The organism is Prochlorococcus marinus str. MIT 9401 (genome assembly GCF_000760095.1).
GTDB lineage: Bacteria > Cyanobacteriota > Cyanobacteriia > PCC-6307 > Cyanobiaceae > Prochlorococcus_A > Prochlorococcus_A marinus_I.
The window spans coordinates 350,293-364,775 of the sequence record NZ_JNAR01000016.1; the positions used below are offsets into that span (position 1 = coordinate 350,293).

General features: G+C 32.6%; 13 protein-coding genes. 4 read left to right on the forward strand and 9 right to left on the reverse strand.

Features of this window, described 5'->3' with window-relative positions; translation table 11 throughout:
- Positions 1–88 precede the first annotated feature (88 nt).
- Genes sds through EV01_RS01435 form a run of 5 tightly spaced genes read right to left on the reverse strand, consistent with a single transcriptional unit; the run spans position 89 to position 4,550 of the window.
- Positions 89–1,060 carry a solanesyl diphosphate synthase gene (sds, locus tag EV01_RS01455; protein ID WP_032517694.1) on the reverse strand — a complete coding sequence of 324 codons (972 nt, stop codon included), beginning with the start codon at positions 1,058–1,060 and terminating at the stop codon, positions 89–91.
- A 27-nt stretch (positions 1,061–1,087) separates the two neighbouring features.
- Positions 1,088–1,882: a glutamate racemase gene (gene murI / locus EV01_RS01450; RefSeq protein ID WP_032517695.1), complete on the reverse strand. Its 795-nt coding sequence runs from the start codon at positions 1,880–1,882 to the stop codon at positions 1,088–1,090.
- A complete protein-coding gene (locus EV01_RS01445) occupies positions 1,879–2,964 on the reverse strand; it encodes an N-acetylmuramoyl-L-alanine amidase (protein ID WP_032517696.1) in 1,086 nt (361 codons plus the stop codon). Before EV01_RS01445 ends, murI begins: the two co-directional genes overlap by 4 nt.
- A complete protein-coding gene (locus tag EV01_RS01440) occupies positions 2,964–3,791 on the reverse strand; it encodes a carbon-nitrogen hydrolase family protein (protein ID WP_032517697.1) in 828 nt (275 codons plus the stop codon). Before EV01_RS01440 ends, EV01_RS01445 begins: the two co-directional genes overlap by 1 nt.
- Positions 3,792–3,821: 30 nt before the next feature.
- Positions 3,822–4,550, reverse strand: a complete 729-nt coding sequence (locus EV01_RS01435) for a 2-phosphosulfolactate phosphatase family protein (RefSeq protein WP_032517818.1) — start codon at positions 4,548–4,550, stop codon at positions 3,822–3,824.
- A 128-nt stretch (positions 4,551–4,678) separates the two neighbouring features.
- Between EV01_RS01435 and aroA the strand changes: the two genes are divergently transcribed.
- Genes aroA through glmU form a run of 3 tightly spaced genes read left to right on the forward strand, consistent with a single transcriptional unit; the run spans position 4,679 to position 8,288 of the window.
- A complete protein-coding gene (gene aroA, locus EV01_RS01430) occupies positions 4,679–5,995 on the forward strand; it encodes a 3-phosphoshikimate 1-carboxyvinyltransferase (RefSeq protein WP_193741458.1) in 1,317 nt (438 codons plus the stop codon).
- Positions 5,996–6,007: 12 nt separating this feature from the next.
- Positions 6,008–6,913, forward strand: coding sequence for a tRNA (5-methylaminomethyl-2-thiouridine)(34)-methyltransferase MnmD (locus EV01_RS01425; RefSeq protein ID WP_032517699.1), 906 nt, complete (start codon positions 6,008–6,010; stop codon positions 6,911–6,913).
- Between the two features lie 25 nt (positions 6,914–6,938).
- Complete coding sequence (gene glmU, locus EV01_RS01420; protein WP_032517700.1) at positions 6,939–8,288, forward strand: bifunctional UDP-N-acetylglucosamine diphosphorylase/glucosamine-1-phosphate N-acetyltransferase GlmU; 1,350 nt, start codon at positions 6,939–6,941, stop codon at positions 8,286–8,288.
- A gap of 1 nt (position 8,289) precedes the next feature.
- On the opposite strand, the gene EV01_RS01415 is transcribed toward glmU, so the two are convergent.
- Genes EV01_RS01415 through menD form a run of 4 tightly spaced genes read right to left on the reverse strand, consistent with a single transcriptional unit; the run spans position 8,290 to position 13,820 of the window.
- Complete coding sequence (locus tag EV01_RS01415; protein WP_032517701.1) at positions 8,290–9,663, reverse strand: UDP-N-acetylmuramoyl-tripeptide--D-alanyl-D-alanine ligase; 1,374 nt, start codon at positions 9,661–9,663, stop codon at positions 8,290–8,292.
- Between the two features lie 7 nt (positions 9,664–9,670).
- Positions 9,671–11,128 carry a glycogen synthase GlgA gene (glgA, locus tag EV01_RS01410; protein WP_032517702.1) on the reverse strand — a complete coding sequence of 486 codons (1,458 nt, stop codon included), beginning with the start codon at positions 11,126–11,128 and terminating at the stop codon, positions 9,671–9,673.
- A 35-nt stretch (positions 11,129–11,163) separates the two neighbouring features.
- Positions 11,164–12,021, reverse strand: coding sequence for a 1,4-dihydroxy-2-naphthoyl-CoA synthase (gene menB / locus EV01_RS01405; protein WP_032517703.1), 858 nt, complete (start codon positions 12,019–12,021; stop codon positions 11,164–11,166).
- A 35-nt stretch (positions 12,022–12,056) separates the two neighbouring features.
- On the reverse strand, positions 12,057–13,820 hold the full coding sequence (menD, locus tag EV01_RS01400; protein ID WP_032517704.1) for a 2-succinyl-5-enolpyruvyl-6-hydroxy-3-cyclohexene-1-carboxylic-acid synthase: 1,764 nt from the start codon (positions 13,818–13,820) through the stop codon (positions 12,057–12,059).
- A gap of 50 nt (positions 13,821–13,870) precedes the next feature.
- On the opposite strand from menD, the gene lepB reads away from it, so the two are divergent.
- The gene (gene lepB, locus EV01_RS01395) at positions 13,871–14,455 is read left to right on the forward strand and encodes a signal peptidase I (protein ID WP_032517705.1); all 585 of its coding nucleotides are present in this window, start codon (positions 13,871–13,873) and stop codon (positions 14,453–14,455) included.
- The last annotated feature ends 28 nt before the right edge of the window (positions 14,456–14,483 follow it).

The window sequence follows — 14,483 nt, forward strand, 5'->3', positions numbered from 1 at the left end:
AATCTATGCATAATAAATTTAGTCGAAAAATTATTGGTTTTCAAAAAATTTAATATTAATTTAGCTCGAATAATTAATTTTAAAATATCTAATAAATACGGCTTAAAACAAATTCCGGAAGAGCCATTAAAGCCCTTTTATATTCTGAATCTGGTAGCCAGACTATTGCTTCTTTAGAGAGAATTGCAAAATCCTCGGCTAGTTTTCTTGAACTTTCGATAGCTTTTGAATTCATGATGATACTTAGAGCATCATCTAAATCATCTTTTTCAGCAAGTTCTCTATTGATAAGAACAGACAATTTCTTATTTTCTTCTAAGGCATATAAAACAGGTGCCGTAAGATAACCACTTGCAAGATCGCTTACTGCAGGTTTTCCAAGTTGTTTATCATTACCAGTAAAATCAAGTATGTCATCTACAACTTGAAAAGCCAAGCCAATATTTTTGCCAAAATCATACAAAGAGGATAATTTTGAACCATTAAGTTCACTCAAAACTCCAGCAGCTTTAGAGCTATTAGCTATTAATGATGCCGTTTTACAATAGCTTTTATTAATGTATTTTGAAAAAGATTGAGCAGAGTCAAATCTATTTAAATTTTGTTTGATTTCTCCTTCTGCTAAATCCATTATTACTCTACTTAGTAATTTAACTACATTTACATTATCGAGATTTGCCAAGTGCCAACTTGCTTGAGCGAATAAAAAATCCCCAGCCAAAACAGCTACTCTGGTATTAAACCTGCTGTGAACTGTATCTACTCCTCTTCTTGTAGAGGCCTCATCCACAACATCATCATGGACTAATGATGCGGTGTGAATCATTTCAGTTATTTCAGCAAGCCTTTTATGTTTATCTGTTAAATTAAAATCAGGTGATATTGCTTTTGAAATCAATAAAACTATACCGGGTCTGAGTCTTTTCCCCCCAGCACTAAAAAGATGCTCAGCTGCTGCTTGAAGAATTGGATGACCCGCTCCTATTAATTTTTTCAGTTCAAGAATAAGATCATCAAGATCATTTTCAACTGGTTGTAGTAGCTCTGTAACTGTTTTCATGATTGACCTCTTATATATATTAAGGAATCAAACATTACTTCGGAGGTTAACCAACCTTATTTCTTTATTAATTCCAAGCCAAAATTTTGCTTTTTTGGAAAATCCTTCTCTTTCTGAAGTAACATAAAATTTTACATTTTCGAATGAAAGACTTTCATAGCCGTCAGTTTTTGGAATAGTAAAAGATTCATTAAATTTTTTTATTACCGCTTCCGATGGATCAATAATTTTTATATCTGAGTTTATTTTTTTTCTTAAAAAGTCATAAATCAGAGGATAATGACTACATCCCAGTATTAGTTCTTCAATATTTTTATTTAATAGCGGTTTTAAATACAAATCTGAAAGATAATTTAACTTATTGAAATCAAGCTTTTCTTTTTCAATTTCTAATACAAATTCTGGACATTCTTTTTGAAATATTTCTAGATTATCCTTTTTAGAGTTTAAAGCGTTTTTATAAAATGATGATCTAACTGTTGTTTGCGTTGCCAAGATACCAATTATTTGCTTATTAACCATCTCTGATACTGAATTTATAAGATCAAAACATGGGATTCTTAAGTTATCCTCAAGAATATCAAGCGCACATGCGTTTGTAGTGTTACAAGCTATTAAAAGGGCATCCAAACCTTTATCTTCAAAAAAAGTACAAATCTCTCTTGCAATTAATCTGATCTCTTCAAAACTTCTATTCCCAAAAGGCATTCTTTTTGTATCAGCCAAATAAAAAACTTCAACATCATTACGTGTTTTTAGCAAAGAATTCAGGATAGTAAAACCACCTATTCCACTATCAAATAAACCTATTTTAATTTTCACCCTATTATGTATAAATATTCAAGAATGCCTTTTGCAATTGCATAAGCTAATCTTTTTCGATGAGTTATTTTTTCTAATCTTCTTGCATCTAATCTTCCCGTTAAAAATCCAATTTCTACAAGAACTGCGGGCATCCTTGTATTTTTAATTACATAAAATCGACCTTGTTTAACTCCTCTATCAGGACTCCCAGGGGAAACTTTTAGAATTTGTTTTTGAATTTTTTTTGCAAGTAATCTACCTCTCCACCCTCTGTAGTAAAAGGTTTCCAACCCATTAATATCCCGCCTTTTACCTCTTGAGGCATTTGCATGAATACTTACAAAGATATCTGAATCTATATTGTTAGCAATAGAAACTCTTGGAGGTAAATCCAAATCAACTTCATTTGTTCTAGTCAACCTTACTCTGACACCTTTCTCAGAAAGCAAATTTTTAACTATTTTTGAAACCTCCAATACGACATCTGTTTCTCTAATACCACCAATACCTATTGCTCCTGGATCAGGCCCTCCATGCCCTGGATCGATTACAACCCAAAACTTGTTTCGTTTTACCTCTGGTAATTTCAAATATTCATAATCGTTTTTCCTTTTATAAATTGAATTTTGATTTGCTTTGATATTTACTCTTTTCTTTTCAACTAAACCTTCACCAATCCTCTCGAATGGATATTTTGGATTAAATAGTTTAATTCTCCACCTATTTTGATCTAAGCCAACCAATTGCCAAGTCAAAGGTTTCAAGTAAGTTTCTTCCTTAAATTCAATAACTAGTCTTGTTTTACCCTTATTTGGTTTACCTAATCTAATTTCTTTTATTGGGCCATTACCTTTTATTTTTCTAGGATTTTTTAATTCCCCTGGAAAATCTATCCAGAATCTATCGCCAGATATTTGGTTAGCCTTCTGAAAGTATGCTCTTAAATTTGTATTTGATTTAGTTCTTAATTCTAAAACACCATTTTTTTTAATAGCCCATGCCGCGAGAGCACTTGAAGATTTAACTGGGAGGATTAAAGAATTTAAAAATAAAAAAACCGATAAATAACGAAAAAGTTTATTATCTAAAAACTTTATCATTAGTTTGAAAACAATTTATTTTTTCTATGTTTAAGGCTTGGCATCTGTTCACGAATTTTCTTTACTCTTTCTTTATCAGCAGGTGCTATTGCAGCTCCCTGAGTTTTTCCAGCATCAGATAAAACAGTACCCCATGGATCAATTACCATTGCATGACCATGACTTTGCCTTCTCCCATAATGAATCCCAGTTTGAGCTGGGGCAACTACATATGCTGTATTCTCAATTGCTCTTGCTTGTAATAGGATTTGCCAATGATCTTTTCCAGTAAACGCTGTAAAAGCTGCCGGAATCATAATTAACTCTGCACCTTTCGAAGACAAATATCTATAAAGTTCTGGGAATCTAACGTCGTAACAAATCGATAATCCTATTTTGCATAAACCCGGAACATCTATAACAGGTGGATACTCCTCCCCAGATAAAATAGTTGATGATTCTTTATATAAATTTCCATCTGGCAAATCAACATCAAATAAGTGGATCTTATCGTATTTTGCCAAAATTTGTCCGTCCTTCCCAAATAGTGCTGACCTATTAAAAGTATGACTGTCATCACCCGCAGGAACCGGATAACCTCCTCCCAAAAGAAATACTTGATATCTTTGTGACATGGTTTTGAGGAAATTTGCACACTTTACTGATAATTCAGAAGCTAATTTAAGTTTTTCATCATCTCCTCCTAAAAAAGCAAAATTCTCAGGCAATCCAATTAACTCAGCACCCCTTCTAGCAGCTAATTCAATCTGTTCTTCCGCTTCAATAAAGTTTGCATCAACATTTGAAGTACTCGTAATTTGTAATGCAGCTACCAAAAAATCAGTCAAGACTTTACTCCTAGTGAACCAATTCGTAAATCATGAGGCACGAATCACACCCCTTTCAACTTGAGCTGGAACAATATCTAAGCAATCAAGTTCAGAGCAACATTTAAAATCATCCTCGTAATCTCCAAGACTTGTCAATCTTTTGCCATGGGTTGCTGTTTTTAGACATTTCAAAATATCATTTTTCCAAAATTCCCAAAGTGCTAAAGCAGCGTTTAATTCGTCATTCAGAATATTAATTTCGAAATCATAGTTCTGTTTTAGGTATGAGGCTAAAGCACCAGCAGCTAAAGAATCCTCAAGTGAATAAGAACCTTCCCAACCACTTCCAAGTATTAAAACATTTTCACTTTTTAATGAAATAATTTTTTCTGCAACTGCTTTCCTATTTGGGAGCCCCATAGCAAATAAATGTTTAGCATTCTGTACTTTTTGCAATGATTTAGTACCATTAGTCGTGCTCATAAATAATCTTTTACCATTAACTACTTTTTTTGTAACTGATAAAGGAGAATTTCCTAAATCAAATCCGTCAATCTTCTTTCCGCCTCTTTCTCCAAGCATTAGTCTCTTTTCAGCTTGCCACTTAATTGCAGATTTTTTTAATAAATCTAAATTTGCAAAAACTTGTATTGAATCAGCTCCGTTTTTTAAAGCCCAGGAAATTGTGGTTGTAGCTCTTAAAACATCAATGACCACCGCAATCTCTGGATTTATTTCTGGAACATCCTTTGCAACGTGATAATAAGTAAGATTAATAATCAATTCCTCATCTTAATTTGATTATAGAAAACAGTTACTTATTTTGATTATTTTTTTTTTAAAAACAAACTTATTGATATTATATAGCTAACTTGTTTTTACAGAATTTTTATCAAGTATTTAATTTGAAAATGAATAATATCCGCACAATAAAAGGTGGAGTTAATTTAAAAGGAAAAGTAAAAGTACCTGGAGATAAATCTATTTCTCATAGAGCTTTAATAATAGGAAGTATTGCAAAGGGTGAGACTACAATTGAGGGGTTTTTATATTCTGAAGATCCACTTTCAACTGCTGATTGTCTTAGAAAATTAGGTGTAAAAATACCAGAAATAAAAAAAAATGAGCCTTTTACGATTTCTGGATTGGGTCTTGATGGATTAAAAGAGCCCAAAGAAATTCTAAATTGTGGAAATTCGGGGACCACCATGAGATTATTAATGGGGTTACTAGCCGGCCAAGAAGGCAAGAATTTTATCTTAACAGGTGACATTTCTCTTAATGAAAGGCCAATGAGAAGAGTGGGCAAACCATTATCGTTGATGGGTGGCAAAATATTTGGGAGAGAAAAAGGAAACAAAGCTCCAATCTCAATTGATGGGAATAAACTAAAAGGGTGTGTTATAGGGACCCCTGTAGCGAGTGCTCAAGTAAAATCCGCAATCTTATTGGCAGGCCTCAAAGCTTCTGGAACCACTACTGTTATTGAACCAGCATCTTCTAGGGATCATACTGAAAGAATGTTAAAAGCATTTGGAGCAGACATAAGTATCAGAGGAGAATTAGGAAGGAATGTAGTTATCAAGTCCGGGGGTAACTTAATCGGCCAGAGAATATTGATTCCTGGAGACATAAGCTCTGCTTCTTTTTGGATGATTGCTGCATCTATTGTTCCAAATTCAGAGGTTTTAATTCAGAATGTCGGATTAAATCCAACTAGAACAGGGATTTTAAATGTAATGGATTCAATGGGGTGTAATTATGAGATTTTAGATAAATCGACTATTGCAGGTGAACCTATTGGATCTATTAAAGTCAAGACTTCAAATAATTTAAGATCATTCACTATTGAAGGAGATATTCTCCCAAAACTTATAGATGAAATTCCTATCCTTACTGTGGCTGCCTGTTTTTGTAATGGAGTATCTGAAATTAAGGATGCACAAGAATTAAGAGTTAAGGAGACAGATCGATTAAAGGTCATGGCACGACAGTTGCGCAAATTCGGCGCTGAGATAACAGAAAAAGAAGATGGGTTAACTATTTATGGGCAATCAAAATTCCATTCTGCTGAGGTAGACAGTGAGACAGATCATCGAGTAGCAATGAGTCTTGCTATTGCTTCACTTCTTGCCAAAGGCACCTCAAAAATCATGAGAGCAGATGCAGCTAGCGTCTCGTATCCCACTTTTTGGGAAGAGCTTGCCAAACTAATTAACTAGCCTTAAAAGTTTTTGTCTGAATTAATAGAGGTTTTAACTAAAGATGGTAGTTACTCTTTAAGAAGTGTGTTTTTTCAAGAGAATTTCCATAGTTTATTGGGCGCATTGGAGGAAACAAAGTTAAAGTTTACTTCTACTTCTAATTTGCAAAGATTCAAGGGTAAATCTCTTAATGTTTTAGATATATGTTTTGGCTTAGGATACAATTCCGCTTCTCTATTAGATGAATTAATTAAACAAAAATCGTATTTAAATTTATATGCATTAGAAATTGATAAAAAGCCTCTTGAATATTCCCTTAGAAATGAATCTTTCTTTAAATTATGGGCTCCAAAAGTCAAAACAATATTTGAATCACTCTATAGAAAAGATTACTTTGAGGATCAATTTTTTAAATGTAGTATTTTGTGGGGTGATGCCAGAGAAAAAATCAACATCATTCCTTCATCTATTAAATTCGATCTGATTTATTTAGATGGTTTTTCTCCTCAAAAATGCCCACAATTATGGACAATTGAATTTCTATCTAAAGTAACAGAAAAACTTAATTCTCAGGGTTATTTAATAACTTATTCTTCTTCAGCGGCAGTAAGAAAGACCTTAAGAAATCTTGGCTTAGAAATTTTTAGTATTAAGCCAAGTTTTAAAAACAGAACTTTTTGGAGTCAGGGAACTGTCGCAATTTCAAAATTTGACAAGAATCAATTTAAACCTAATTTCAATTTTGAAAAGTTATCTTTAATGGAAGAGGAACATCTTTTAACTAAAGCTAGTATTCCATATAGAGATCAAGATTTAAACGCAAGTAAAGAAGATATAATCAAGAGAAGATTAGATGATCAATTATTCTCAAATCTGTTATCTACAAATAAATGGAGAGAGAAGTGGGGAATGACGAAGTTATCCGTTAAGAGTTAGATTTAAATAAGTATTCCAAATAAACATGTTAAGTGTTGCGATATTAGCGGCAGGCAAGGGCACTAGGATGGCAAGCTCATTACCAAAAGTTTTACATAAAATTTCTGGCAAAAGTCTTCTAAAAAGAGTTATTGATTCATGTGTCGAATTAAAACCTGATCAAATTTACGTAATTACTGGACATAAATCAAAAGAGGTACAAAAGTCAATCCCAAACGATAAAAAAATCCATGCTGTTTTTCAAGAACCGCAATCAGGAACTGGTCATGCTATCCAGGTACTTTGTAGAGAAGTAAAAAAACATGAAGGAAAACTTTTGATACTCAACGGCGATGTACCACTCATTAAGTCTAGTACTTTAAATAGACTTTTATATTTACACGATTCAAAAAATGCTGATGTTTCTTTAATTACTACAAAGAAAACTAATCCTCATGGATATGGCAGAGTTTTTTTGAAGGGAGATTTTATAGAGAGAATTGTTGAAGAGAAAGATTGTAATGATTTAGAAAGAGAAAATCCATTGATAAATGCAGGTGTTTACTGTTTTAACTGGGGTAACTTATCAGAAATAATTAATACCTTGCAAAGCAATAACAATCAAAAAGAGATTTACTTAACAGATACAATTTCTTTGCTAAAAAATGCCCTAAGCCTCGAGGTAGAGGATGATGGAGAGCTTCAAGGAATTAATAACAGAATTCAACTATCTGAGTGCGAGGAAAGTATTCAGAATTCAATTAAAGAAAAGCATATGCTTAATGGTGTAACTTTTATCAATAAAGCAAGTTGTTCAATTAGTGAAGAAGCTGAAATTGGTAAGGATGTGATCATAGAGGCTAATACACATATAAGAGGTAATACCAAAATAAAAAGTCATTGCATTATCGGACCAAATACTTTTATTGAGAATTCTAATATCGGATTAAATTGTGAAATCTCAAATTCCTCTGTTTATGATTCGCAGATAATGGATTATGTAAAAATTGGACCCTACAGTCATATAAGGCCACAATCCAAAATATCTTCTCAAAGTAAGATTGGTAATTTTGTTGAAATAAAAAATAGTCAATTAGAGGAAGAATCTAAAGTAAACCATTTAAGTTATATTGGCGATTCAATTATTGGAAGATCTACAAATATTGGAGCAGGTACTATTACAGCAAATTTTGATGGGAAGAAAAAACATCAAACAAAAATTGGTAAAAATTCCAGTATTGGTGCAAATACAGTTCTTGTAGCGCCTATAAATCTTGGGGAATCAGTTACAACTGGAGCTGGTTCAGTGATCACAAAAGACTCCAAAGATAATTCATTAGCAATCTCAAGAACTAAGCAAGTAAATATAGAAAATTGGGAAAGAAAGAAACCTTGATCTAATTAATTAATTCAATAATTTTTTCAAGTTGCCAACATCTGCTCCCTTTTATAAGAATAGAATCACCTTTTTTTGTAGATTTGTTTATCTCTTTCGGTACATCTTTTATATTATTTAAAACTAAAAATTTTTTCTTATCTTTTAGATAATGGGTATAATTTTTTTCATTTTTTTTATCACAAATAAATAAACACTTTTCTATGTCTGAATTATTTATTACGTTGAATATTTCTTTATGATATTTTTCAGATTCTTCTCCCAATTCTTGCATACTTCCAAATATAAAAAATTTATTTCTCGGTTTTTCAAGCAAGTTTTTAATACATGCTTTTACTGACTCTGGCGAAGCATTATATGATTCATCATATATTGTTGTTTTTACTGATCTAAGAATTTTATTTCTTCCACCTAGACTCTCGAAATCAAATCTATTAAAACTTTCAAAATCAATGCCTAGCTCTTTAGCAACTGCATAAGCAAATAAGAAATTTGAAGCATTGTGAAATCCCTCAAATGAAATTTCAAAGATTTTTTCTTCAATTAAGATTGTTTTATTCGAGGGATTATAAAATCCTCGCAAATTATCATCTTTTCTAAAACTCTCCTTTTGATTTTCTATATTTAGAAGTTCTACTTTTATTACTCTACCTTTCCAGTATTCTTTTAAAGTTTCTTCAAGTATTAAATCATTTGCTGGTATTATTACAACTCCTTTGGGATTTAAAAATTTACTAATTTCACACTTTGCATAAGTAATATTTTTTTTAGAGCCTAATAATCCAATATGGGCTGTCCCAATGTTAGTAATTACTGCAATATCGGGTTTACTATATTTAGATAAATTTTCGATCTGTCCAAGACCCCTCATTCCCATCTCAAGGACCAACACTTTATCTTCTTTATCTGTTGCAAGAATAGTAAGACCAACACCAATCTCATTATTGAAATTTGCATGGGATAATTTAATTTTTCCAAGTTTATTTAATACTTCACCAATCATTTCTTTTGTAGTTGTTTTACCGACTGAACCAGTTATCGCAACCACAGGGATACTTAATTTTTTTCTTTTAAGCAAGGTTAATTTTTGAAATGCCTCTAAAGTATCATTTACAACCCAACAAGGAAAATTAGCAGGAAGTAATTTCTGCATACCTTCTTTAATGACTACTGATTTAACCCCTTTATTTAAAACCTCTGGAAGAAAACTATGTCCGTCAAAATTTTTACCCTTGATAGCTATAAAAAGATCATTTTTTTTACAAGTTCTACTATCAATACTTATAGTCTTAAAATTTAAAGAATCTATTCCCCCCTCGCCCAGATTTTTAATATCACCCAAAACATCTTTTAACTCTAAAAAAGAAAGCTCCATTAAGAATTTAAGTCATAGTTTTTTTTAAAGATGGATCAGCTGATTGTCCATAAGAAAATTTCTCAACTTCAGCAACATCTGGTGATGGTTCCTTTATTCCGCAAACATCCTTATACATAATTTCGTATTCAAGAGCTGATCTTTGCCAACTAAACTCTTGGCTCATGGCTCTTTTTTGTAGTAGTTCCCAACTATCTTTATGTCTAAAGGCTTCCCAAGATCTTACTAAAGAAGTATAGAAATCTATAGGTTCAAAACGATCAAAGCAGAAACCTGTACCACTATTATTTTCTGGATCATGAGGTAAAACTGTATCGACTAAACCTCCAACTCGCCTTACTATTGGAATAGAGCCATATCTCATCGCCAGGAGTTGACTAATACCACAAGGTTCAAATCTACTGGGCATTAAGAATGCATCAGATCCGCCATATATAAGCCTTGATAAAGAATCATCATATGTAAGAAATACTGAAAATCTTCCTGGGTAATCTAATGCCAGTTGCCATAATCCAGACTCTAAATATCTATCTCCAGTCCCTAAAACAGCTATTTGAGAATCTGTATAGGCTAAAAGTCTTCTTGAAACCTGTAGAAGTAGGTCAACCCCTTTCTGATCAACTAACCTACTGACCATACCTAAGAGATATTTTTTAGGATTAACTTCAAGACCCATTTCTCTTTGCAGAATTTTCTTATTTTCTAGCCTATTTTCTAAGTTCTTAATACTAAATTTTGCGGGCAAAACTTGATCTTTAGCTGGATTCCATTCATCAAGATCTATGCCATTAAGAATTCCCCTTAATTTACCTGAAATATAATTAAGTAATCCTTCAAGACTTTCCCCGTATTCATGGGTTTTAATTTCATCTGCATAAGTCGGAGAAACAGCATTTACTCTATCTGCATACAACATTGCCGCAGCCATTGTGTGGTCTCCATGCATGTACCAAGGGCACCAAGTCATTTTTTCTAGTTTCCATCTCCAAGGGCCTTGATATTTTAAATTATGAATTGTGAAGACAGTGCTAATTTCAGGATCCTGATGCATCCACACAGGAATCATCCCAGTGTGCCAATCATGGCAATGAAGAACTTGGGGTTTCCAACAATTCCAGGCAAATTCTGCAGTGGCACTAGCAAAAAATGTAAAACGCCAGTCCTCATTTTCGCCTCCGTATATTTGGTCAGAGTCAAATGTTGGATGACCCACTAAGTAAATCACATAATTATGAATTGGATGTTTTGCTTCATATACAGAGAAATCAGTGCCCATTGTATTTGCTCTAAAGACTGGTTCATTCGATACCTCTAAAAGTCTCCACAATTTCCCATATCCTGGAATTATTACCCTTACATCGTGACCAAGTTTTATCAAAGATGGAGGCAATGATCCAACCACATCTCCCATACCTCCAACTTTGATCATTGGAGCACATTCAGCAGCGGCAAGAAGAATTCTCATTGATAATTATTTTAAAAGGTCTTTTGAAAAATAAACTAGGGTGTCCACTTATAGCCAGAAAAGTCTGGTGGACGCTTTTGGAGAAAGGCATCTCTACCTTCTTGAGCTTCTTCAGTAGAATAGAATAATTGAGTTGTGTATCCAGATAATTCTTGAATACCTGCAATCCCATCATTCTCTGCATTGAATGAAGCTTTAAGAATACGAATAGCAGTTGGACTATTTCGTAAAATCTCTCTTGCCCAGATTACACCCTCAGCTTCTAATTCTTCAATCTTTGTAATTGCATTTATCAAGCCCATCTCCAGAGCTTCCTTGGAATTATATTTTCGACACAAAAACCAAATTTCTTTTGCTTTTCTTTGACCAACAAGTCTTGCTAGATAACTAGATCCAAAACCCGCATCAAAACTACCAACTCTTGGACCTGTTTGACCAAATATTGCATTTTCGGAGGCGATACTGAGATCACAAATTAGATGAAGTACCTGCCCTCCTCCAATTGCGAAACCAGGAACTAAAGCAATAACCACTTTAGGCAAACTTCTTATTAATCTTTGAAGTTCAAGTACATTTAATCTCTGCTTCCCTTCATCATTTTTATATCCATTTTTACCCCTCACACTCTGATCACCTCCAGAGCAAAAAGAGTAAATGCCTTTCTTGTCAGGTCCCGCACCTGTAAAGAGAACTACGCCAATAGTTTCATCATTTCTTACGATATCAAATGCGTCAATGAGTTCATCTACAGTTTGAGGCCTAAATGCATTTCTTTTTTCAGGCCGATTAATTGCAATTCTCGCGATTCCCTCATCTGATTTGTGAAACAATATATCCTCATAAGATTTGCATTCTGACCAATTTAAAGTTGTTTTTCCAGGTAATACTTTCATGAAATCTAATTATTCAAAGATAGAAAATGATAAATTTAACTGCCAATTATTTTTTCTAGCAAGGCATTTTTTTCACAAATTTCATTTTCTGGATCAACATCAACTTTAATTATTACAGATTTCTGGATAGAAATGCTCCAAACTAATGCCTCTCGTAATTTTTTAAAATTTGCCACACTTTTAAAGTTTACTTGATAGCCCTCTGCGAGTTTTGGCCAGTTTATTTCTTTTGGCATAAGAAATAGTTTTTTTAATTCATCTTCTTTTAAATTTTTTTTATAAATACGATTAAATATATTTCCGCCATTATTATTTATTAAAAGAATTGTTAAATTCATGTCGATTGAATTTTCAATCAGCCAACCATTTATATCATGAATAAAAGCCAAATCTCCAGTCACAAGAAGTAGAGGATTTTTAATTCTAGAAATACCCAATGCAAGAGATAAAGTACCGTCTATGCCAGAAGCGCCCCTAAAGCTGAAACAATTTCTTGTTAAAGTACCATTTTCTGAAAATGTGAGCCAATCTCTAATCGGGCTACTCGCGGAGAGCATTATAGGATTTTCAGTTGGCCAAAGTTTTGGAACAAGATTTGCAAGCTTATACTCAGTAATTTGATTATCTTGAGTGATTTTCTCTTTTAAAATTTCTTTAATCTGCTCGCCTTCCTCTATTAGATTTAAAGCCATCGGAGTAAGAGACTTTTTGTTTTTTTCGTTGATTGATAATTCTTCTAACAATAGAGTAGTGAAATTTGATAGCCCAAAATCATATTCAAATGATTTTTTTATAGGGTCCAATTTTCTATTGTTTTTTTCTTTTATAAGAATTTGTATCCCTTTGAAGTTTATTAAAAACTTCTCCAAATCAATTGAGGATGACATAGGGCCAAGCCTCAAAAGTTGATGACAATTTATTGAATTTTTATTTTTTCTTAAGACTAATTCCCAATTCACGACTAGTCCTCTCAAACCAGAATAAACACCTGAAACAGGATCAGCAAATACTGGCCAACCAGTAATCTCTTGTAATCGTTCTAAAGACTTATTGAAAGAAGTTAAATCATTTATGGAACCTTGATAGGGACCCACCAAAATAATGCCGGATTCATCTAAATTTAAATTTTCTAAAATTTCGAAGAATTTGTTTTTATCAGACTTTATTTCAACTTCCTGAAATATATATTTTTTCTTTAAACAAATTCTCTCAAAAACCTCTAAAACATTTTTTTTATTTAAAAATGAAATACCTAAAGGCTTATCTATAGGAATATTTAAATGAATAGGACCAGGGAAGGTTGATATTTGTTTCTCAATAGTTCGAACTAAATTCAAGATTTCATTTTCTTGTGTTTCATGAAGTCCATTTAGATTTGTACTTAAAACTCTTCTGCAGACTGAACTCAAAAAATCTTCTTGATTTACTGTTTGATTTGCGCCACAATCTTTTAATTTTAAGGGTCTATCAGCAGTAAGAAATATAATGCCTTTACAAGATCGGTCTGCTTCAACTGCTGCTGGCAATAAGTTACTTACAGCAGTTCCAGAAGTCGTTATAACTAAAGAGAGATTACCTGATGCAGCAGAAATCCCAAGAGAGTGGAATCCCGCAGATCTCTCATCTATTGAATTAAAAATATTTACCAATCCTAATTTATTTAATTCTCCAGCAGCTATTGCTAAAGGTGCTGATCTACTTCCAGGACATATTATTAAATTTTGAACTCCTATTTTTATAAGAAGATTCAAAAGTTGTAAACTTCTAAGAAAATTTTTGCATTCAATAGATGATGTCATAATTTATATAAATGCTTTGCGATTTTCCTTATAACTGAATTAAATAAAACATGTCTACAACTCAAGAGAAAAGAAATTCAATAATAAAGGATTTAAAAAATCTTTTAATCTGGATATCAATAGCTTTAATTATACGATGGCAGGTTATAGAGCCAAGATGGATCCCATCCGGTTCAATGCTTCCAACTCTTCAAATACAAGATAAAATTCTTGTTGAGAAACTTACCCCCAAAATCACATCCAAATCAAATCTTTCAAAATTAAAAAATAAAATAGTTGTTTTTAATGTCCCGGAACAATTAATTAATGCTGGTTATAAAGCAGATACTGCACTAATAAAAAGAGTAATTGGAATACCTGGAGACAAGGTAGAAGTAAGAGATGGTAACCTTTACTTAAATGATATCGCTCAAAACAATTACGTTTTTGACAAAAATATTAATTATTCAATGGGGCCTTTTATTGTCCCAGAAGAATCATTATGGGTGATGGGAGATAATAGAAATAACAGTATGGACTCACATATTTGGGGATTTTTACCCTATGAAAAGGTTATTGGTAAAGCTATTTTTAGATATTGGCCGTTCAATAAAATTGGACCTATTCGGTTCCCTGCCCTTAATAATTTAGATTAATGGGTACATGATGTTGTAGGGTTTTTAT

What these genes read in the sequence shown, in the direction of transcription:
- sds (WP_032517694.1), bottom strand. Translation starts at nt 1,060, where the DNA reads ATGAAAACAGTTACAGAGCTACTACAACCAGTTGAAAATGATCTTGAT.
- EV01_RS01445 (WP_032517696.1), bottom strand. Translation starts at nt 2,964, where the DNA reads ATGATAAAGTTTTTAGATAATAAACTTTTTCGTTATTTATCGGTTTTT.
- glmU (WP_032517700.1), top strand. Translation starts at nt 6,939, where the DNA reads ATGTTAAGTGTTGCGATATTAGCGGCAGGCAAGGGCACTAGGATGGCA.
- EV01_RS01415 (WP_032517701.1), bottom strand. Translation starts at nt 9,663, where the DNA reads ATGGAGCTTTCTTTTTTAGAGTTAAAAGATGTTTTGGGTGATATTAAA.
- glgA (WP_032517702.1), bottom strand. Translation starts at nt 11,128, where the DNA reads ATGAGAATTCTTCTTGCCGCTGCTGAATGTGCTCCAATGATCAAAGTT.
- menB (WP_032517703.1), bottom strand. Translation starts at nt 12,021, where the DNA reads ATGAAAGTATTACCTGGAAAAACAACTTTAAATTGGTCAGAATGCAAA.
- menD (WP_032517704.1), bottom strand. Translation starts at nt 13,820, where the DNA reads ATGACATCATCTATTGAATGCAAAAATTTTCTTAGAAGTTTACAACTT.
- lepB (WP_032517705.1), top strand. Translation starts at nt 13,871, where the DNA reads ATGTCTACAACTCAAGAGAAAAGAAATTCAATAATAAAGGATTTAAAA.